The organism is secondary endosymbiont of Ctenarytaina eucalypti (genome assembly GCF_000287335.1).
In the GTDB taxonomy this organism is placed as follows: Bacteria; Pseudomonadota; Gammaproteobacteria; order Enterobacterales; family Enterobacteriaceae.
Genome location: NC_018419.1, coordinates 41,857 through 63,726 on the forward strand (window position 1 = coordinate 41,857; position 21,870 = coordinate 63,726).

General features: G+C 42.7%; 16 protein-coding genes. 3 read left to right on the plus strand and 13 right to left on the minus strand.

Going from position 1 to position 21,870, the window contains the following annotated elements; all coding sequences use genetic code 11:
- Positions 1-239 precede the first annotated feature (239 nt).
- From pgpA to A359_RS00145, 11 genes are all read right to left on the minus strand, one after another.
- Positions 240-761 carry a phosphatidylglycerophosphatase A gene (gene pgpA / locus A359_RS00095; protein WP_014887730.1) on the minus strand — a complete coding sequence of 174 codons (522 nt, stop codon included), beginning with the start codon at positions 759-761 and terminating at the stop codon, positions 240-242.
- On the minus strand, positions 761-1,753 hold the full coding sequence (gene thiL, locus A359_RS00100; protein WP_014887731.1) for a thiamine-phosphate kinase: 993 nt from the start codon (positions 1,751-1,753) through the stop codon (positions 761-763). Before thiL ends, pgpA begins: the two co-directional genes overlap by 1 nt.
- An 80-nt stretch (positions 1,754-1,833) precedes the next feature.
- On the minus strand, positions 1,834-2,253 hold the full coding sequence (gene nusB / locus A359_RS00105) for a transcription antitermination factor NusB (protein ID WP_014887732.1): 420 nt from the start codon (positions 2,251-2,253) through the stop codon (positions 1,834-1,836).
- Between the two features lie 186 nt (positions 2,254-2,439).
- Positions 2,440-2,910, minus strand: a complete 471-nt coding sequence (gene ribH / locus A359_RS00110) for a 6,7-dimethyl-8-ribityllumazine synthase (RefSeq protein ID WP_014887733.1) — start codon at positions 2,908-2,910, stop codon at positions 2,440-2,442.
- An 89-nt stretch (positions 2,911-2,999) separates the two neighbouring features.
- Entirely contained in the window at positions 3,000-4,127 is a 1,128-nt protein-coding gene (gene ribD, locus A359_RS00115; protein ID WP_014887734.1) for a bifunctional diaminohydroxyphosphoribosylaminopyrimidine deaminase/5-amino-6-(5-phosphoribosylamino)uracil reductase RibD, read from the minus strand.
- A gap of 438 nt (positions 4,128-4,565) precedes the next feature.
- Positions 4,566-4,757: a hypothetical protein gene (locus tag A359_RS04305; RefSeq protein ID WP_160142706.1), complete on the minus strand. Its 192-nt coding sequence runs from the start codon at positions 4,755-4,757 to the stop codon at positions 4,566-4,568.
- Positions 4,758-7,167: 2,410 nt separating this feature from the next.
- Positions 7,168-8,031 carry a protein translocase subunit SecF gene (gene secF / locus A359_RS00125; protein WP_044104657.1) on the minus strand — a complete coding sequence of 288 codons (864 nt, stop codon included), beginning with the start codon at positions 8,029-8,031 and terminating at the stop codon, positions 7,168-7,170.
- Between the two features lie 68 nt (positions 8,032-8,099).
- On the minus strand, positions 8,100-9,950 hold the full coding sequence (secD, locus tag A359_RS00130; RefSeq protein ID WP_071818264.1) for a protein translocase subunit SecD: 1,851 nt from the start codon (positions 9,948-9,950) through the stop codon (positions 8,100-8,102).
- A 28-nt stretch (positions 9,951-9,978) separates the two neighbouring features.
- Positions 9,979-10,311 (minus strand): preprotein translocase subunit YajC, encoded by a 333-nt coding sequence (gene yajC, locus A359_RS00135; RefSeq protein ID WP_014887738.1) that lies wholly within the window; start codon positions 10,309-10,311, stop codon positions 9,979-9,981.
- Between the two features lie 32 nt (positions 10,312-10,343).
- Positions 10,344-11,462, minus strand: coding sequence for a tRNA guanosine(34) transglycosylase Tgt (gene tgt / locus A359_RS00140; protein WP_014887739.1), 1,119 nt, complete (start codon positions 11,460-11,462; stop codon positions 10,344-10,346).
- 934 nt (positions 11,463-12,396) lie between these two features.
- A complete protein-coding gene (locus A359_RS00145; RefSeq protein ID WP_014887741.1) occupies positions 12,397-12,969 on the minus strand; it encodes a metal-dependent hydrolase in 573 nt (190 codons plus the stop codon).
- 1,920 nt (positions 12,970-14,889) lie between these two features.
- On the opposite strand from A359_RS00145, the gene A359_RS04480 reads away from it, so the two are divergent.
- The 3 genes from A359_RS04480 (at position 14,890) to speG (ending at position 18,774) form a co-directional block, all read left to right on the plus strand.
- Positions 14,890-15,207: a MutH/Sau3AI family endonuclease gene (locus tag A359_RS04480; RefSeq protein WP_014887742.1), complete on the plus strand. Its 318-nt coding sequence runs from the start codon at positions 14,890-14,892 to the stop codon at positions 15,205-15,207.
- A 1,596-nt stretch (positions 15,208-16,803) separates the two neighbouring features.
- The gene (locus tag A359_RS00155; RefSeq protein ID WP_014887743.1) at positions 16,804-17,133 is read left to right on the plus strand and encodes a DMT family transporter; all 330 of its coding nucleotides are present in this window, start codon (positions 16,804-16,806) and stop codon (positions 17,131-17,133) included.
- Between the two features lie 1,077 nt (positions 17,134-18,210).
- Complete coding sequence (speG, locus tag A359_RS00160) at positions 18,211-18,774, plus strand: spermidine N1-acetyltransferase (protein ID WP_014887744.1); 564 nt, start codon at positions 18,211-18,213, stop codon at positions 18,772-18,774.
- Between the two features lie 1,390 nt (positions 18,775-20,164).
- Here speG and A359_RS00165 read toward each other — a convergent pair.
- Complete coding sequence (locus tag A359_RS00165; RefSeq protein ID WP_014887745.1) at positions 20,165-20,494, minus strand: DMT family transporter; 330 nt, start codon at positions 20,492-20,494, stop codon at positions 20,165-20,167.
- 378 nt (positions 20,495-20,872) lie between these two features.
- Complete coding sequence (rluB, locus tag A359_RS00170) at positions 20,873-21,763, minus strand: 23S rRNA pseudouridine(2605) synthase RluB (RefSeq protein ID WP_014887746.1); 891 nt, start codon at positions 21,761-21,763, stop codon at positions 20,873-20,875.
- Between the last annotated feature and the right edge of the window lie 107 nt (positions 21,764-21,870).

The window sequence follows — 21,870 nt, forward strand, 5'->3', positions numbered from 1 at the left end:
TCTAGCTCTTCTCTAATACTAAGTTTGCACTAGCGTCTAAAACAGGAAGAGATGTAGTCAGGCTAGAGAGAAAAAATCGCCGATCTAAAAAAATACTTTTATCGCACCCTTGAGCGGCGCGATAGCTAATATAGCTGCATCGTCCGCCGATCGCACAAAGAGAGACTGCATTTGAAAAATGTATACTCATACAGTGATATGTGATAACACATCATCAACTCAAAACGATAAGTATTTTTTTAAAAGATGACGCTAGTAAAAAATGCTCCCCTGTTATTTAATAAATAGCCGATCGAGTAGAGGAGGATGGCAGCTATGCCGCCTGCTATCACATCGTCGAGCATAATGCCTATGCCGCCATATACCTTTCGATCGAACCAGCAAATCGGCCAAGGTTTCCAGGTGTCTAGTAGACGGAACAGAAAAAATCCTGATAGCACCCAACGCCAGTCGTTTACCGGTAAGGCTATAAGGGTGATCCAGAGACCGACAAATTCATCCCAAACAATACAGCAATGGTCGTGGATACGCATATCTTGTGCTGTCTGGTGACAAAAGTACACGCCTAGAAAAAAGCTGAACAGAACAGCAAGAAAATATAAGTGCCACGGCAGCAGCACTAGAAGATACCACGACGGAATGGCCACAAGCGAGCCTATAGTTCCTGGCATCCAGGGGAACATGCCACTGCCGAAGCCTGTTGCCAGAAAATGACAGGGGTTATAAAGATTAATCCTTTTTTTAACATTAATAACATTCATTATGATTCACTATGATAAGTTTGTATAAAATGGTCATATCCATGCCAGTTATACTCGATTATCTTCTGATGGTGAATAAATTGAACCCCCATACTTCTAGGGCAGATCTGGCCGATGCGGGTAAAGGGTGCATTGATATGGCTAAGCGCGACATCTAGGGTACCGCACTTGATGTTTGGCACTGTAAAACAGAGCTCGTAATCTTCTCCGCCATGGAGCGCTAAGTCCCGCGCCTGATCGGGCGTGGTGTTGCGCCGAAGCGCTGCAGAAGTAGGAATATCCTCTAGGTTAATACGGGCGCCGCAGTTGCTGCGCGCAAGAATGTGGCACAAATCCATGATCATACCATCTGAGACATCAATGGCGGCACTAGCAATACCACGCAATGCCAATCCTTGTAAAATGCGAGGCTGCGGGCGAAAATGGCGGGACAAAAAATATTGACTATCCTGAGTATCTTTCACGTGTAGGCGATTTTGAAGTATAGCAAGGCCAGCGGCGCTATCTCCTAGGGTGCCGGTTACATAGATCCAGTCGCCGATACAGGCCCCTGCGCGGGTTAATGCACGTCCTTCGGGGATGAATCCTTGGAGGGTCACCGTCAGGCTCAAAGGCCCGCGGGTAGTGTCGCCGCCAATTAGCTGCATATTGTAGTAATCTAACTGCTGGAATAGACTTTCGCTAAAAGCGGATACCCAACCTTCATCTATCGCGGGTAAGGTCAAAGCTAGCGACATCCAGGCTGGATCTGCTCCCATGGAAGCTAAGTCGCTTAGGTTAACGGCCAGTGACTTATAGCCTAAATTAGAAGGGCTGATGTCTGTTAGAAAATGCGTACCTTCCACCAAAGTATCTGTACTGACTGCAAGCCATTTTTTCTCAGCTATCGATAAAAGCGCACAGTCATCGCCAATGCCTGCCACGACATCTCGGCGTGTGTTTTGTATGCGATTGAAATAGCGGTCGATGAGACTAAACTCACTACATGCCATACTCTTTCCAAAGTTTTGTTAGTGTCGGCGCGCGCAGCATAACGAGGGATAGGAAGAGCTCGATTAGCTAGTAGATAGCGCTATTTTCTACTAGGACGAACCTCTGGGGCCACTTTGTCCAGAACGCCATTAATAAATTTATGACTAGCTTCTGCTCCAAATGTTTTGGCTAGCTCGATAGCTTCGTTTATAGCCACCTTGTACGGCACATCGTGCCGCTGGCTTAGCTCAAATAGTGCAATTCGTAAGACGGCGAGCTCTACGTAGCCTAGCTGTTCTAACTGACGGGAAAGATAGGGAGCCATTATTTTATCCAGTTCTTTGGCATGCATCGCAGCCCCCGCATATAGCTCGCGAAAATAAGCGACATCTACATCCGATGTATCCTGCTCTTCCAGAAACCGGACGCCGATATCAGTGATGTTATTATCTGATAATTGCCATGAGTACAGCGCCTGCAGGGAACATTCACGAGCACGGCGCCGAGCAGTTAGTTTCACTACATTCTCCTTGCTGTGAATTACGCTTATATTTGTTGAATAAAATAACTATCAACGTGTAGTAGAAAATGTCTTTCTTCTGGGGATGTGCCGTTCTCTAGTGTGATCTCACTACATGCTTGTATTTAAATTGATCAGGCCCCTTATTACGCCGGTAGCGTAAAATGTGTTTATTTAACCAAACCATTATGCTTTGATTGCTTGTAATACGTTGAACATTTCTAATGCTGCTAGTGCAGCCTCCGATCCCTTGTTGCCAGCCTTGGCGCCAGCACGTTCGATAGCTTGTTCAAGACTTTCGGTGGTCAGCACTCCAAAGGCTACTGGCATAGTGGTACGCGCCGCGACTAAAGACAGTCCTGCGCTACATTCACCGGCGATAAATTCAAAATGTGCGGTGCCACCACGGATAACTGTGCCAAGAGCTACAGCAGCGTCATATTGCTTGCTATCGGCCAGCGCGCTGACCGCTAATGGTAATTCGTAAGCACCCGGGACCCAGATGACAGTAATGTTTTCGTCTTTAACCTGCCCAATGCGTTGCAGGGCATCGATGGCGCCATCAAGTAGGCTGTCATTGATGAAGTGGTTGAACCGCGCAATAGCAATAGCGATGCTTGCATTTGGAGCTGCAAGAGCACCTTCAATAACATTCATAATTATCCTTATATAAAATAAACAATAGCTCACTGATGCTCTGATTTAGTGCAATGGTAACATAATACTTTGTGTGTTACGCGGGATAATTAAGATCTCTTGAGGGGTTTCAAACGCATGCGGATATCTGGCCCTATTCGTCGAACATCAAGTAGAGTAAACCTTGGCGTTTCGAAAAGTTTTTTCATCCCCGGAAGAAGAAACAGCGGACGGGCATCGGAGCCAAGAAGTTGCGGGGACTGGTATAAGATCAATTCATCAACTAATCCGGCACTCAGGAGCGCGCCGGATAAATCAGCGCCCGCTTCTACCCAGGCGTTGTTAATCTGACGGCGGCCTAGCTGCATCATTAGCGATAGCAAATCAAGACGCGAACGACCCGTCTTTTTACACGACTGAAGTTGAAGCTGTTCGACAGACGCCGGCCAAAGTCGATCATCGGGAGAAAGGCGCGCAAGCCATGTTCGCCCTTGCTCTTGAGCGATGCGGTGAGAGGGGGTTATACGATTTGCGCTATCAATGATGACCCGCACTGGCTGATGCAGCTGTGTTTTGGGGCAGAGGTCCTGTACAGTCTTCGGCAGTGACTGCCACCGCACTGTCAGGGCCGGATCGTCTGCGATGACGGTGGCAGCTGTGGAAAGAATCGCGTCGCTTTCGGCGCGCCAGCGTTGTACATCTTGCCGTGCTTCAGGAGATGTAATCCATTTGCTCTCACCGGATGCCATCGCAGTTCGGCCGTCAAGAGACGCTGCAAGCTTGAGCCTGATCCAAGGAAGGCCGGTGCGCATGCGTTTGAGAAACCCTGGATTTACCGCTTCTGCTTCTGAAAGCATTAAGCTATGTCGCACTTCAATGCCCGCATTTTTGAGCCTGCAGAAGCCACGGCCTGCTACTTTTGGGTTGGGATCTAGCATCGCGGCTACGACTCTGACTACGCCAGCATCTATCAGTGCGTCGACGCAAGGCCGCGTACGCCCGTGATGGCTACAAGGCTCAAGGGAAACATAGACGGTAGCACCACGCGCTGTTTCTCCTGCCATGTGTAGTGCATACACTTCGGCATGCGCCTCCCCAGCGCGCTGATGGTAACCTTCGCCGACAATGCGTCCATCGAGGACGATAACGCAGCCTACATTAGGGTTGGGTGCAGTATTAAAGCGCCCACGGCGCGCTAGATCAAAGGTTCGCGAGAGAAAAACCTCATCATTCTTCATAAAATAGTCCTTAGGGTGTTAAGGGTGTCGAACAGTGTCCTGACATGGCTTTGTTAAAAAATCAAGCCATGACAATATGCAGACAGTTTTCGGTATTTTTAACGGGATGTATTGAATTACAGAAAATAACTAGTGTGGTTATGAGGTTTTTGTAAAGCATTCCTATCGTCTTTGGCGGTAGTGTTTTCCGCTAAGGTATCTCTCTGTATGAGTGCATGTTAAGGAGATTGGGCAATGTACTGTATTGGTAGTATAACATGCATTTTTCAACAAAGACTGCTTATCTGCCTCATCTAGTTAAGAGATGTCACCAGTAGTATCGCCTTGCCTTCTTGCTGATCATAGTCACGTAGATGCGGATGATCATTTAACCGTTCTTTGAGCTGTGCGGATGGTTTTGTTAATCCATGAGCGATACTAATAACCCGCTGTCTTATTTTAGATACTATTATCATCGCTCGGAGGCCGATGCTTTCCCGCGTCATTATACTCGTAGTGATGGTGTTGACCAAACAGCGCCCCGCCACGGCAGGGCGCTGTCGGATGTTCTGGGGTGTGATTTCTAAAATCCAGCATAAGCCTAGTCACTAACGCTACTGCTCTGCAATTAATTGGTACAGATAAATGCATTCATATCTTGATCTTGCGATGCCTTCTGTTAGATAAATCTATGCCACACTCTGTGGTTTTGAACGCATACTTCTGTGCTCTTTATGCTCTGCGAGATAAAAATATTATGACCTTATGCTATCCAATGAGGCAATAGAATATTTGACCTGGTGTTGACGTTGTCATGCTTCGATTCACGAAGTTGTGCATCCATCGTAAGAAAAGAATAATTCAGGTAGCTTAGCAGCATCCATGTAAGTTTAAAAATGGGGTTAAAGTGGCCCTGGTTATTGTGCTAGAGAAAGGTCAAAAATCTATTTGATCATTAGGACTGCAGGATTGCTCTAATTCGAGCACTACTTGAGTAGTCGCTGTCAGCGCAGTTTTTACATCCATATAGAAAAATGACTGATTGCTCTCTTTATACCATCAGAGCATTATTCTGCGTGAGAGCGCTCTTTTAAGTGCATTCGTTCATAACGGTAATTTTTTTTCCATAAAAGCTATTTAATTAAAATTAATATCATTAGCTGAAGTAGTAAATAAAAAATCTATTTTTTTAAAAAGCCTCTCAATATATGCAAAATAACGTGATTTTAGAATGAAGGCGTCAATCCATAAGGCGTTAAAAATTCTATCGAACATATTAGGTTTTTCTGTGACAGAGAAGAGTTCCAAATTTAGATGCTATGCGATATGATATAAGAAGATAGGGAATTATACGCAACATTATATATTCATACAGAGATGCTAGTCTTGTAGTTGTTTAATCGCCTCACTGAACTTGAGGAAGAGTATTTTTATAGCTGCGATAAACGTAGCAAAGTGAAGATTAGCCACCTGAGACGTGTTTTATCCGGGCCATTCCAAGAGTCTTGATTATTATTGACTCAATTATGTCCTCTCGTCGGCAGCGCATGGCTGGTATTTGATGTTCTAAACAATAATCATTATAACGTCATTAAGCGTGACTTGATGCTGCTCTAGCATTAGCACACGACTGCAGAGCGCCTCTCTCTTCATAACGGCCTTTGAAGAAAGGAGCTAGCACAAGCAACTATGCTCTAAAATTTCAGGAATGGTCATGATATAAGGGGATGCATATATGAAGAAGAAGACAGACTAGCAGCCCGGTTCTCTACGAATCATAAAGAGACATGCATCATTCCCGGCTGAATAAATAGCGACAAGGCGCTTCATAGCCTGGGCGCATCATATATCTTATTAGAGAGTACAATAACAAGAGTCTTTATGAGGCAATGGCTTTTTTCCTTTGCGCTTATGACGTAATAGTAATTTGTTAAGTTGATGTTAAAACTTACGGAATAACCGCTAAAACGCTACACTTTTTTGTTTTACAAGCCGCAAAAAAATAAACGTCAGCATAGCATGCTGATACTTGCTAAAATTGCTTATTGAATGATTGATATAGTAGCGACCGTAAATTTTTGGTGAAAGAATATACTATTCCCAATAGCGTTATGTCAAAAATATATAGCGTCGTATTAGTTATATCTAAAAGCAGAGAGTGCAACACATTCACTTATCTGCATTGATTGCTCATGTGGTAGCGTCACCACTTCACTTGCTCTTCTGAATTTAAAAAAAGCAAGAGGATAGTAAAACCCGGAGACTGTCGACTGACGGCGCTAAAAAAAGACTTTACTGCATCACCTAGGCTGAGGGAAGAAAATAAAGTCTCTTGTTTTTCTAGGGTAAGTAAAGATATTTTTTAGGTTTATAGCATGAGTGTAAGAAAGCCGGTTAAAAATTATCCGCTCCACTGTAGTGATGATGTTTGAGATAAGTGCGTGATGGCTGGCGCGAAAAGAATGGAAGGGGGCTGCGTTTTGCTTTAAAACAGTGACAGGTAGTTATCTCAGTCTGCATGAGTATGCTGCACCGGTGTGGTAGGCGATGTCAATAATTCAAATCTTGAACTAGATTGTTCTATTATACGTGTCCTAGATAGTTTCTATTTTGTAGTAATATTTATACCAGCGGCATACTCATTAAAAATGCTTTTTTAAAAACGATAATGGCAAGACGAACTAAAATTGAAGAGTGACTATTATTGCAAGCGATGTCAGCATGTTTAATGACGCGCGGGGCATAACGAGAAAACCAAAAAATGGTTGATAAAAAGAACATGCGTATATAAATAAGTAATTATTTTATTCATTATCCATCTCTACTTCACGGAGGTAAGTACCGCAGGCGCTGCATTTACTTTTCAGATGTTCGCCGAGCGTTCACAGGCGGAGGCCGTATCATACTTCATGTTCTGCAGCCGGACAGGCTGAAAATCGGTAGGTAATGGGGATACCACACAAAAATTATGAGGCACACAAATAAAAGGCATCAGTCATCGTTAAGTGTTTCTTAAAATTTTGATGATACCTGATCCCCCCTTTTTTTATTCCATGCTCTGCTAAAATAAATGCTCACGCTTCATGCCAAGCTTAAGCGCTAATGCTGACGCCACATATATAGAACTAACAGTGCCGATAAATATGCCAATCAATAGCGTTGTTGAGAAGCCGCGCAACATTTTACCGCCAAAAATCCATAGCATCAATACCACCATCAGCGTTGTGGCCGAGGTTATTATGGTCCGATTTAATACTTGTGTCAGCGAGATGTTAAAAATTTCGTAGGCGTTGCCGTTTTGGTTTTTAAGGAAATTCTCACGAATACGGTCTGAGACTACTAAACTGTCATTTAGCGAGTAGCCAATTACCGACATCAGCGAAACAATAATTGTTAGATCAATCTCGATATAGAGCAGAGAAAGAATCCCAAGCGTAATTACCACGTCATGAATCAGCGCCAAGACCGCTCCGGTTGCTAGGCGCCATTCAAAACGGAAGCCAACATAAAGGAGAATAGAAAGCGACGCCACTAGTAATGCTATTCCGCCATCCTGAACCATCTCCTCTCCGACGCTCGGTCCGATAAACTCAATCCGCTTTATGGAAGCATTCTGGCCGGTTGCCTGATTAATCGCCTTAAGAGCTTTTTCAGTTCGATCCTGTCTCACGCTATCTTGCACCGTGGACATACGAACTATAACATCGCGATTGCTACCGCCATGCTGTACCAACGAATCCTGTAGCCCCGCATCTTTAAGGGCATCACGTATCTGCTCAACCTCAGTTGCTGTTCCCATGTTCAGTTCAATTAACGTGCCACCCGTGAAATCCAGACCCCAGTTAAAGCCTTTTGCGGCCATTATGGTGATAGAAAGGATAAGTAAGATGGTAGATAGAGAGAAAGCCAGGTAATCCCAACGCATAAAGTCATAGACTTTATAGTCGTTACGCAATATTGCGAGATTGCTTTTTTTCTGAGACACGGCCGCTCCTAGATAGACAGATTATCAATACGTTTAGCGCCGTAAAGTAGGTTAGCCATGGCACGAGTACCAATGATTGCTGTAAGCATTGAAGTAGCAACCCCGATGCTGCTGGTAATAGCGAAGGCCTTGATCGGTCCCGAGGCTACTACAGCGTACAGTATGATGGCAGTAATCAGGGTTGTAATATTAGCATCCACTATGCTTGAAAAAGCGCCCCGATAGCCCTCATGAATCGCCTTCTGTACTGTACGACCGTTGCGAAGTTCTTCTTTAATTCTTTCATTGATCAGTACATTAGCGTCTACAGCTACTGCTAGCGTCAATACAATACTAGCTATACCCGGCATTGTCAGTGTTGTACCTGGAATAATAGACATGATCCCGATGATCAGTACAAGATTGGCGATAATCGCTGTGGTGGCTATAAGACCAAATTTTCGATACCAGATGATCATAAAGAGAATTGAGGCCAGTAGCCCCCAAAAACAGGCAGCTAATCCCTGGCTAATATTCTGACGACCTACGGTCGGGCCGATAGTGCGTTCTTCGATAATCTGAATCGGCGCACTCAATGCGCCTGCACGTAGTAAAAGGGATAGCTGGCGCGCCTCGTTAGGATTTTTTATGCCGGTAATGCGGAAGCTATTACTGATCCGGGATTGGATGGTAGCGATATTAATAACTTTTTCCTGCTGCTCTAGAATTGTACGACCGTCATCGTCTTTCTGTCCGCAATCTTTATACTCTACAAACAAGGTAGCTATCAGATTACCAATATTCTCCTTGGTAAAGTTGGACATGATCCTGCCTCCGCTGCGGTCCAGGGAAATATTTACTTGCGGAAGGTTGTATTCATCCGTGTTGGAGGTAGCATCAGTGATGTGCTCACCAGTTAAAATAACCTGTTTATACAATATTACGGGCTGGCCGTCTTGGGTACTTTTAAGCTCCGAATCCCCCGGTACAAGGCTGGAAACGGGGGACTGATGTGCGAAGGTGTTGACTAGTCGGAATTCGAGCGTGCCCGTCGCCCCTAAAACTCTCTTGGCGAGTGCCATATCCTGCAGACCAGGCATTTCGACTACAATGCGCCCGGAGCCCTGGCGGTGGACCAAAGGCTCGTCGATGCCAAGTTGATTGATACGATTACGCAGTATGGTAATGTTATGTTTCACCGCGGACTCACGGGCTTGTTGCAGGAGATTGTTCGCCGGCTTAACACCTAATGCGTTGTCTTTGATGCTTCTAATAACGATATTATGGTGCTGCTGTGTTAACCAGTCTATTGCCTTATCACGAGTATCGGCATCACAGAAGCGGATTGTACTGCCGTAATTCTCGATTTGATGCACTGCTAGATAGGGAATACCCTTGCCGTGTAAATCGAACAGTAAAGTATCTATAGTCTTCTTCTGGAGCTTATGGAGCACGGTGTCCATATCAACTTCGATCAAGAAGTAAACACCACCACGTAAATCTAACCCCAGCTTTATCGGTCTCGCCCCTATTCTAGATAACCATAGGGGTGTAGCCGGTGCTAGATGCAGCGCTACGAGATAATTTTCACCAAGGGCTTTTATCAAAGCGTCTCTGGCGTGTAGTTGCGCACTCACGTTAGAAAAACGGCAAAGAATAGAACCACGGTCGAGGACAGTGGCTTTACTAAAGATATGTTCTTGTTCTAATATTGCGCGGATTTCTTTCAGCGTTGTTTCACTTAGGGACGGGACATCTCGGGCGCCTGAGATCTGTACGGCAGGATCCTCACCATACAAGTTAGGCAGGGCATAAACAAGGCTGAGAACGAGCGCGAGCGATAGCATCATATACTTCCACAGAGGATAACAGTTTAACACAGCAGCACCCCTTTAGGACCGTCTTTTATTACAGCGCTTTCATCGTGCCTTTTGGCAAAACTGCAGCTATAAAATCGCGTTTGATAACCACTTCATTGTTATCGTTGAGCGCGATCGAAATATAGCTATTATCCGTGACTTTTACCACACGCCCCAACAGCCCGCCGGTCGTCAGTACTTCATCGCCTTTTGAAATGGCACGGATCAGTGCTTGATGCATCTTAGCGCGTTTTTGCTGTGGACGAAGGATAATTAAATAAAAGATGAGACCAAAAATAACGAGCATACCTACCAGAGAGTAAGGGCTTGACTGGGAGTGAGCATAGGAGGCAGCAACAGCGTCAGAAAAGAACACACTCATTGAAATTTCCTTGTTTTTATCTAACTCGAAGACTACAAATTGAGCCGGGGATTACTTGTTCGGCAATAGAACTCATCTACAAATCCTTCTAAGGTTCCGGCATTGATGGCCTGACGTAAACCCGCCATCAAAATCTGATAATAACGTAGGTTGTGAATAGTATTTAAACGAGCGCCTAATATTTCTTTGCAATGGTCAAGATGATGCAAGTACGCACGGCTATAATGACGGCAGGTGTAGCAATCACATGTTGTATCTATCGGTTGGATATCATTTTTATACTGAGCGTTACGGATTTTCACCACGCCATTAGCGACAAAAAGATAACCGTTGCGAGCATTTCGGGTTGGCAGGACACAGTCGAACATATCAACGCCGCACTGAACGCCTCTTACTACATCTTCAGGGTTACCTACGCCCATCAAATAGCGTGGCTTATCCGTAGGCATTTTCGGGCATAGATACGATAAAATACGGTGCATATCGGCTTTAGGTTCACCCACCGAAAGGCCCCCAATAGCGTAACCATCAAAACCAATGTCTACTAGTCTTTTGATTGATATATCTCGTAAGTCTTCGTAAATACCACCCTGAATAATACCGAAAAGCGCGTTGGGATTTTCAAGCGCATTAAAATGCTGGCGACTACGGGTTGCCCAGCGTAAAGACATTTCCATAGAGCGCTTGACGTCTTCCCAGCTGGAAGGATAAGGCATGCATTCGTCAAAAATCATGACGATATCCGCACCCAGATGGTACTGGATCTCCATCGATTTTTCCGGGCTTAGGAAAATTTCAGCGCCGTTAATATAATTGCAGAAATTTACTCCTGATTCGTTAATTGTTCGAGTTTCTCCAAGACTAAAGACCTGGAATCCACCAGAATCCGTTAGTATGGGGCCGTGCCACTGCATAAAGTCGTGCAAATCACCGTGCAGTTTGATTACCTCTTGGCCCGGACGTAACCAAAGGTGAAAAGAATTGCCGAGCAGAATCTGCGTGCCGGTGTCTTTCAATTCTTCAGGCGTCATGCTTTTTACTGTGCCATAAGTGCCCACCGGCATAAATGCTGGTGTTTCCACGACGCCCCGTTGAAAGACCAGCCGCCCGCGGCGCGCCTGGCAATCGGTTTTTAACAACTGATACTTCACACATTCTCCAAGAGCAAAAAATAGTGCGATGTTTTGAAAAGGTGAATATTATAGCAATTTTAAAAGCCGTTAAACAAGCTAGGCAGCGACCGTTTCCTTCTATCATGCTTATTCATGCCCGCACCATGTTCTAGTAACGTAAAGCATGGTGCGGGCATGAATATTAAAAATAACCTATACCGCCTGTGTTTACAGCAACACTAGTGCTGAAAAGTTTACACTGATCTTTGAGCAAGCAAACCCGACGGAGAGATATCATGGTGTTGGCTGATGGAGCTTATGTAAAAGTGACTGTTATCATCCTCTGTGGAGAAATAGGACAAGGCCCCTTATCTAGCTACGGCGCGGGTTGAGAATATTACTCATTCTTTTATGCTATAAACATAAACATATAGTTGATCAGTCGCACTTGAGCAGTTAAATAGACTTATAAATACAGTCAGGCATCGCCCGGTGCTTACTAGCTACAATGACTTAATCCCGGATAAAAAACCTTATGCAAGTCCATGTCTTGTGTGAATCATAAAAAATGATGCTGTTCTATAAACGTTCGCAGACGATCCCTGTTTGGTGCGCTAATTGCTAACAAGAGTTAGATAAATGTTTTTGCGTAGCAAAGATCGTTCACTTCAGCACATCGAAAAATATAGTCTGTTCGTTTAATACAGCCCGTAACATAATACGCTTAATGAAATTTTTGTTACACCTGTATCCGTTTATCCCTGGTTATATTACCTGATGTTTCACATGCCTAAAAACTGCGTTGCATAAATAGTCTTTATGCTACCTCTTCAGAGAAGAGGTGTCTATGTTAAAAGCAATACGTATGTCTAGTTATTACTGGTTTCTCTGACGTGACGATTAGCTGTTCCGATGATATAGGCTCTCTTCACACAACCTTTTGATGATACTCATGAGATAGACTTATACGTAGTTATCGGTTTGTGCGTAGGCGCTGCCAGAGCATCTGAATGGGCTCGAGAACCGCGAGACACTGTTCGAGTCCCCGCACTGCCGGGTGCTGTAGGGCGAAAATCAGAGCAGCAATACACAGAAGACGTTCATACTTTTTCCCTTTTTTTGGGCTGAAGAGCGGTACGCGAAACCGCCACTTGCAGGGCCAGAGTAGAGGCACACCGGCCGGGGTCAGCATATCCGCCGCGATATGGCTTAAGTAACCAATAATCATGGCATGAAACGCATCTAGAGGAATCACAGCGTGTGCGGGGGGCGGTAGGTTGGTGCAAAAAATGATGCTAGCGATGATCGCCAGTAGGCTATGCGTGAAGCCGCGATGCCCGAACAGGCGGGCGATAGGTGTAGAGAGCCAGGTTAATCGCCGCCCCAGCATCGACTTAGGGTGGTCGATATCCGGCAATAGACAGGTCAGCAATCCACCAGCAATAACATGCCACCAATCGCCTTGAGACAGCTCAGACGTCAGTGCGAGTTTTTTGGCTAAAATAGTGCTAGCTAAAGCAAAAATTAAATGTCCTTCTGCAGTCATTTTGGGCAGGTCGCTATATAGATAGTCATGATTTTAGCATAAAAGCATCCTTGCAAGTCGGAAATAGTTCGCCAGAACATATCCTGATGACGTAATCTGGCCTGAGGTTGCCTGCCAGGAACTTCCATTAACACAGGCCAATGATGCTTGCCAGAAAAAGCGTTAGTTTCATGCAATCACCCGAAAATCTAACGCTCGGGCTGTGTGTGCTTGAGCATCTCTTAAGTGCGGGCTGATGCTATGCTCTGCGTTTTCAAGTCTATTCTATCTGGACTACCTATTTTTTCACCAACAATCCTAAGGCCGGTGTGATTAATTAGAAAAAGGGTTTTGAGTGAGCGTCAATGTATTGTTTTTGATATTCCAGGTTTTTCTTTGCTTGCTAAGATAACAGCAGCCCTACTACCGTAGGGGCGGCCCAGTAAGTTAAAAAGTTAGGCCACCGAACCCCTGTAAAGCCTTCAGCAAAAGTCAAATAGTCTGATTGTCATGAAAATTATGGTGATGATCTTGGCTGAGAAGAACAGTAACTTGCCCGTTGTTTAAGACTATTTTTCTTCGCTCATGCACCCATGGCTTCTGTATTGCCTTTTCTTGTAGAAAATTTTTTTAATTAAACGTTTTATTTTCATTCAGAAATCTGCTCATTATAACACCTCTTATGACATTATAGAGTATCTTGAAATATTAGAATAAATCAGCAATCGTGACGCTTCACCCTGGATAAGCTGCTTTTTAGGTGAGATGCCTATTATTTTCAGCACTAGAAGACTTAAATGATCCTGGAGTTACCTTGATTTCTTGATTTGTCTTCGTGTACTAGATATACGGAAGCGTCTTGCATGTAATAAATTTAAAGTATCAGTCGCTAATTGGCTACGATAGACACTACGAGTGTGCATTATATTTTTTTAATAACAAAGACAAAGTTTACAATCATCCAGGAGTTTATTGACTATCATATTTTGAAGAAGCATACGACTCTGAAAGTGTCGCATGGGTAAGGTAGCAGTGTGTCTCATTTACAGGGAAATACCTCTGGTCTGTGTAAGCGACTTTTTACTATTATGCAACGATCACGACCAGGACCTCATTAATTTACTGGTTTAGACTTTTAACGGAGGACCCGATAGCCGCGATTTTTAAACTTATGGAGGCGCTGCCAAGATGCGTAACCTATTTTTTCTGATCAGATGAGTATAGACATTAAAGATTAGCATTAAAAAAACTAATACCCCTTGTTACGACCGATGCGGTCATTGATATAATCTTTTTAATAAGACACAGTAAAAGTCTGTTTTTCTATGAAGTTTTCGTAGAAAATGATTATAGTCTCGGTTGTTCACTATTCTTCTGAGGTCTAGCGCAATAACGTTGGATTGTTGTGATCAATCAGTGTGCTGATTGCCCCGACATTGTACAATCTGGGTTTTTAACAGACCTGATGATCGGCAGTTATGCGCCATTAGGAGATCTAAAAAACGCAAGCAGGCTATCATTAGTACTGACTAGCTGAACGGTCTTGTTGAGGATTAAAAAGCTACCGGGTTATAACAGAGAGTCTGTGTAACTCTTGATGCACAAGCGGTTATGATGGTGATCATGACTTAAACTATTCACTAGATTACACATTATGGGAACGTCTATAAGTCTCCGCAGCAGCCAAAATTGATGAGTCCTGGCTTTGTCATTAGAATTTTTTTATTTATTCAATAAATCTATGTAAGGGGCACCATACACTTCTAAGTTCTGACTGCATGGTCTTTAGGCCACGGGATTAAGCGGCCTACTGCGCCCATAGTATCAAATATGTTGATGCACCCAGGCGCATTTTAGTACTACGACATGAATAGCATAATACTGTCGCTTCTTCCGGTTAGACCATCGTAAGATGAAACGGAACTGCTTTGCCGAGAGCCCATGCCTAGCGAGTTTATACTCTCAGAGAGCTATCTGCTTGTTTTTATCTGCCTATTCTTTCTAATCTTCAGCGCGAAAAGGGTAGAGAGGAGTCCTCTTGAACGCTACCTGGGCGCTAAGGCGGTCTCTAAACCTAAGCAGGATTATACCGAAATTAGTGTAAAAATGAAAACCATTCCTGTGGATAGCGATGCACAGCCATTAGACAATACTTTCGTCTGTGTCACGCCGCTGATTAAGAATCATGGCGTTATCTGGAAAATTAGCTACGTGAGTTATAATCTGAGGGCGAGTGCTCTTACCGGACCCCAGACGTAGAGGAGGAACGATAGCTACGACTCGACTAGAAAGAACTGATAAACCTTATCATTTTCGGTCAAGTGGAACTCATGACCATCTGCTATATCGAGCGAGGCGCTATGGCTTCGGGCAAGGGGGCCTAATAAAAGTAGGGTCTTGACCCCTGCTATAGGTCAATTTGGTCAGCCGACTTTAACTCTTCACCGAGGTTTTTACCTAAAAATTTACCGCTGATCTTTTATCACTCCATTTCTTATGATAATTACTTTTTCTTTTGGTCTCCTTACCACTTAACTAGGTCTGATGACTGTTGATGTTTAGTGTCACTGTCTAAATAAATAAATTTTTATTTCATAGGTCATGCAGCCGCAGATAATGGAATAGAAATCTAAATCCTCTAAATCAGAAAGGGGATATTTTAGCCAGTAGGTACTCGCTTGAGTACGTATTGCGTTTAGCCAAGTATTATTGCTCTTGCTCAGATGTTAATGTTCAACCATGTTGACGATGCCTATAGTTATCTGCTAGTCAATCTTTCGAAGCCGGCCTTGCCGAAAAGCAGATGTATTTGTTCTTTAAAAGAAGAACACGTCACTCACGTATATCGAAAGTGCTGTCAAGCAACGCTGCCTACCTTGCCCGTCTGTGTTGCTGCTTCAAGTCTACATTAGCGGTGCTGCTGTGCTAGTGAACCTTTCTCTTCGCATGCAGAAAGAGCTGCCATATGGATTTCTATTTTTACAGTATGCGGCACTTGAGCGCCTTATTGTTTCGGCAGATCGTGAGTAAATTAAAATTTTTTATTGTTATAAAAACCATGTATTAATATTCATGCAGTGAGATGAGCGAATCATTAGTAGAAATGTAGATGCATGAAATATAGTAATAAAGGTCATTCATCTAGAGCTAATAAGAAAATGGTATACCGGAGACGAGTAGCATGTCATACGTAAGACTTATACTAAAATAACATGATTTTTATCACTTAATAAATTCTCATAAAGGCAGAACATGCATATGTTTACTGCTCCACAGAATGAGTATTTATATTTTTATCCACATCTTGTAAGTGTGATAACGCAGATCAGAATGGGCACATGAGTAGTGGTAATAAAGCTCTAGAAAAGAACGTAGGCTCCATCATAGCTGCCTAGATAAAACAAGCCAGGTCGCTATTTAAAAAACTTTCAAGTTGTAATGTAAGGGTGCGTGATTATGATCCTTAGATAGCCGAGGCAACGATAAGAGTCACAGGTTTTAACGGTATGGTGCTGTGGGGATGCCCATCAGCTTTTAGACGGTATAGCCATACGCTTGCTAGCGGAAAATTCATCAAAAACGTTATTTTTTTGGATAAAAAGGAGAGAATGATGATTGTATTTTTTTACTATAGATATTTTTTTGTTTTAGAGAAGCGTCAATAGACGTAGGATGAGCGGTATATAATCTTTATTATCAAGAATAAGTGTAGGCATCCTAAAATCCTTCTTTAAAACAATAGAGTTATTGGCTATGAAAGCTTCTTGTCCTCTAAAAAAATAGATTGTACGGGCCTTTCGTCAAAGCGTCAAACGTGTTATTTTTTAACTTTTATTACTGTTTTCAGAGTGATCTATGGTTTATCTCTATTTGTTGATTGCTATCATCGCCGAAGTTATTGCTACTTCCTCCATCAAGGCGTCAGAAGGCTTTAGGAAGCTAGTGCCTTCTCTGTTGGTGATTATTGGTTACACTATCTCTTTTACGTTATTAGCGCTTGTTCTTAACACCTTACCTGTCGGCATTTCTTATGCAAGTTGGTCCGGTTTGGGAACGTTTTTTGTCGCTATTCTGAGTTATTTCCTGTATAAACAAAAGCTCGATACCGTGGCAATGTGTGGTATGACGATGATTATCGCCGGCGTTTTGATGATTAATGTATTCTCTAAAACAGCCGGTCATTGATTTCCTGATCATATTTTTCCTAAGAGATATTGATTAAATATAATTTAAATTTATAAAAATTTACTCTGGATAAAAAGTAAATTCCATAAGACCTTGCTCAAGTTAATTTTTATACAGTCTAAGATCATCTTCTTGCTTATAGAAGGGTTAAGCGTTGAATCTGTAAAGTTTTTTTGAAAACGTACTATCTCTTTTCCCCTGGGGAGAAGGGCAAATAGCCAAATATAAACCAACGGGACTGGATATGAAAATAAAAGAAACCTGACTCAAGCAGGTTGCGCGCTTATGTAACAACAGGCTCAGTATTATTTGAATATATTAACACATCGCTATTAGTAGTATTTCCGAAATTCTAGAAAAAATCACTCTTCTTCTATAAAAATATTAGCAGCACTGTAGTCTACATCTCATTCTTATCGCTTTCTTGTTAGGGTTCATTTTCTACGTCTAGATTAGAAAGATAAAGCAACGCACTACGCTGATAGGAAACATGCTTCAACTAAGATTAGCTAGTGCTGCGCCCTGTATCTATTGCAAACAAGATCAACCTTGCTTCAATACAAGGCAAAATATAATTCACGACAATAATACAACACTGATGCTTGCATAAAAAAGAGAGGCATCTCATTTGCATTTCCAGGAAAAGATCGAACCTAAAATCTGATTAAGTAATAGTGAATATATTATATACAGCTTATTCAGTGCTTTTATCAAGTCGTCTATGATATAGCTCATACAAAAGTTTTTTGATAAATACATTTTATGCTATTGGCTGGCTCGACACATAATGCTCTGAAAAGTAAAATAGTGCCATTCGGACTTTATTATAGAAAGTCATGATTGCTGTTTTCAATACAGATCTATTTATGTTGTAAATAAACACACATCAAGAAAATAGCTTGGTGTAGTGTGAACGGATGCGTACACATCAAACACCTGGTGCGTGAAACTATTTTCAATATTAGAAAAAATAAATAAGGAAACAATTACATTATATATGCCATCTTTAACAGTATCAAGAAATTCTCATCAGGAACGCCTGATGATGTCTTAAGTTAAGTATTGGAGAGTGCGTTTATGAACAAACTGCGTCAAGTTTCAGAAAATAATTATATCAAGCTACGCCCATTAGAACGAGAGGATCTGCATTTTATTCATCAGCTTAATAATAATGAGATGATGATGCGCTACTGGTTTGAAGAGCCACACGAAGCTTATGTGGAGTTAAAGGATCTTTATCAAAAAAACATCCATAACATCAGCGAGCGACGGTTTATTATTGACAAGCAGAGCATTAGTGTGGGGCTAGTCGAGTTGGTCAATATCGATTATATTCATCGGAGAGCTGAGTTTTCTATTCTGGTGGCACCTGAGCACCAGGGAAAAGGTTATGCTAGCGTAGCTACTTATTTAGCGCTAAATTTCGGATTTATGGTGCTCAATCTGTATAAATTGTATTTAATCGTTGATGAAGAAAATACCAAAGCTATTCATATCTATAAAAAATTGGGCTTCAAGCAGGAAGGGGTGTTGCTGCAAGAATTTTTCATTAACGGACATTATCACAATGCGCTGAGGATGTGCTTATTTCAACATGAATATCAGAATGCCCGTGCAACGAAAATTGAAAAAAAGCTTTGAACGGCGCCTAGGTACCTTATACGTAGGGATGAGCTCTATTTTTAGAGCCAGATTTTCTATTCGGTGGTTTTGAGTTAAGCAACATATCTGGAAACGGTCCTGGAAGAGCTGTTTTGGAGCAGCTACTAATACTTTGGGTGCTTGCCGAGCGCCCTGATCTGGTTATATGTCATAACTCTTGTCACTTCACTTCCCCGCTTCTGCGCAGCATATTGATGTAGGGTCAAATAAGCACTCAGATATATTGAGAAGCAAAACCTAGCAATGTGAGTTATCAATCCCGGTAGCAAGCGCTTATTTGCTTTTCTTGGGCATCATTACTGCCATGTAGCTGCTGAGCGTTAAAGGTTTATCTACATTCATAGTATGTGGCTTTCCCAAGATTATACACTTCTTTACGGTAGGGTAAGCTGCTTTATTTTTCGCGTCAGCAATTTCTGGAGGGTGCTGACGCCTAACACTACATTTTAAGATAGCGTGTTGTGTGTAGCAGCGCTACGCAAGGAGACTAAAAAATCTCAGGGTAGTGCCCGCTCTTCTTTGATTTAAGAAGTAACGTCACCGCGTCTTGATGTGCGACTATATGTCTATGGCCTTTTGCCGCGAATGGCTTATCCCACTTATCTTACGACGCGCTCGATAGGATTTTAGAAAACGCGTAAAAAATTTCGGTCACATTGTGGCGGGGAGCTAGCCAATGCTTGCTGTTTCATGATCAGCAGCGCCGTGATCATTGGATTTGAAAGGTAGAGCGATCGGTTATAGTCGACCGACGGAAGATTTTTCTCTTATAAGCTCTTATGCTTCATCATTCACTCATCTTTCTAGATAACCCCCCTCTGCTTGAGAGCCTATTTGTAAGCAGTGAGTGAGTGACATGAAGATATTTTTGTATAGAGACTATATTATGAACAGATATAATAGTGAGATCAGCTAGTGATTGCCTAAAATATAGCGGTGTTCAAAAACATGAAAGAATACATGCAATGCTCTATGCTGATTTATCAAATTGTAATGCCGCGGATGCAGGGGATGTCTCATCTTTCACCAGCAATACTGATCAGTGGATCTTGGTTATTAATAATCAACATCTTGGCGGGGAAGCAATCATATCTCAGAACAAGCAGCATGAGATGACCGGTGTTGGTTGAGTGGTACGTTTTGTCCTGGAGGTTCAAAACATGTCTGGGTAGTGATCTGATCTTTTCTTACTATGATGCTTAGGTAGAGGTAGAGGTAGAGGTGAGTGGGGAGGAACTTAAGCGTTGAACCATATTAGGCTAATGCTATTAGAAGTGCTGAAAACTGTTCAGATTACAGAATGCAAGCCCTAGCAGCTGCCCACTCATCATGCACTTTTTGTTATCTAATTCAGTCATGATTATAATAATCAATGCCCGGCGGTTTTGGAAAATAAATGAATGATTAAAACACCGGAGATTATCATTGCAATACCAAACATTGCTACGGGATCCAATGCTTGCCCATACAAGAAATAGCTTAGGATGGTGACAAAAAAAGTCCCTAAACCGGACCAACTGGCATAAGCAATACCAATAGGTAAGGTTTTAAGAACAATGGATAATAGCGTAAACGAGATGACATAACTGATGATTACTAAGAGAGACGGGGTTAGTTTGCTAAACCCTGCGGAAGCTTTGATAAAGGAAGTTGCAATCACTTCCGTTATTATAGCAAGAAACAAATAGAGATAAGTCATGGATGACTCTAACTAGAGTAATTGAAATTTAAGACTAACACTTTTCTCTCTTGGACGAAACACCTTAATAGGTGTCTATTGCGCAAGTAATAGGAATAATGCTAAAGATTCATGCTATATTAATTTTTTGTAAATACGAGTGTTTTTTGATTAAGATTACTTGAATGCTTAAGCGTTAAGTTGTTTTCTGTGTCGTTTTAGTGAACATGCGTATCCTCTCGGGTGTATTATTTTCATAAGAACTGCCTGAGTAATTGCAGACCACATAAATTCATTTCCTCCCTAAAGCAACAGTTGAAAATTTATTGACTTCATCAGGCTGTTTTAGAGTCCACATTAGGAACTGTTGCTTCTCAACACGCGCTATTCTTAGCGCTCTTATCTGAGGTCATGATTGATTTTATGGATACGCTGACCTCGTCGGGATTGCGTTCTTTTTTGGATGCTATTAACCGTTCGTTGGGCTTTCACGGTCTTCGTTCGTAGATTATCCTGCTGTACCAGACGCTTGCTGAACGATGTAAGCGGTAACTGTACTTTTTCGCGTAGAGCATTTGTATTTTCTAATGAAAGTTCGGTCCAGCAACCGCGGGACATGCCCCTTGGTAGGATGACTGAACCGTAACGCACACGGATCAGCCTACTGACCTGGGCGCCGGCTGCCGCCCATAAGCGTCTCACCTCTCGATTTCTCCCTTCCGTCAGTGTTACATGGTACCACTGGTTACGGCCTTCGCCCCCTTTGAACTTCAGACTACGAAAGGCTGCCTGACCGTCTTTAAGGGGTATGCCTCGGATCAGTTGGCGCAGTTTTTCCTCATCAACTAGGCCGAAAACACGTACAGCATATTCCCGTTCAATGGCAAAGCTTGGACGCATCAAGCGATATGCTAGTTCTCCATCTGTTGTAAATAACAATAGCCCCGATGTGTTAATATCAAGGCGGCCGACAGCCACCCAACGAGCACTTTTAAGACGCGGCAAGCGCTCAAAGACCGTTGGTCTTCTCTTGGAATCTCGGAGCGCACAGCAGAGTTCGCCTTCCGGCTTATAATAGGCCAACACGCGACATGAGTCGTCTGACGCCAATGGTATGCTAATAATACGACCATCTACCCCAATCTGAGTAGTGCCTATAACCTTTACTCGATCCCCTAGGATAGAAACGTTACCGTCTACGCTTACGCGGCCCTCTGCAATAAGGGTTTCGATTGCTCGTCTAGAACCTTTTCCAGCACGAGCTAGGACTTTTTGCAGCTTTTCGCTCATAAAAACCTCAAATGACGCGTTTACAGACATCCGCTAGATGTCTTATTTTAAAAATAAGAACTGCAATGATGAAGATTGCATCATCGTATTATTTTTTTGATATATAG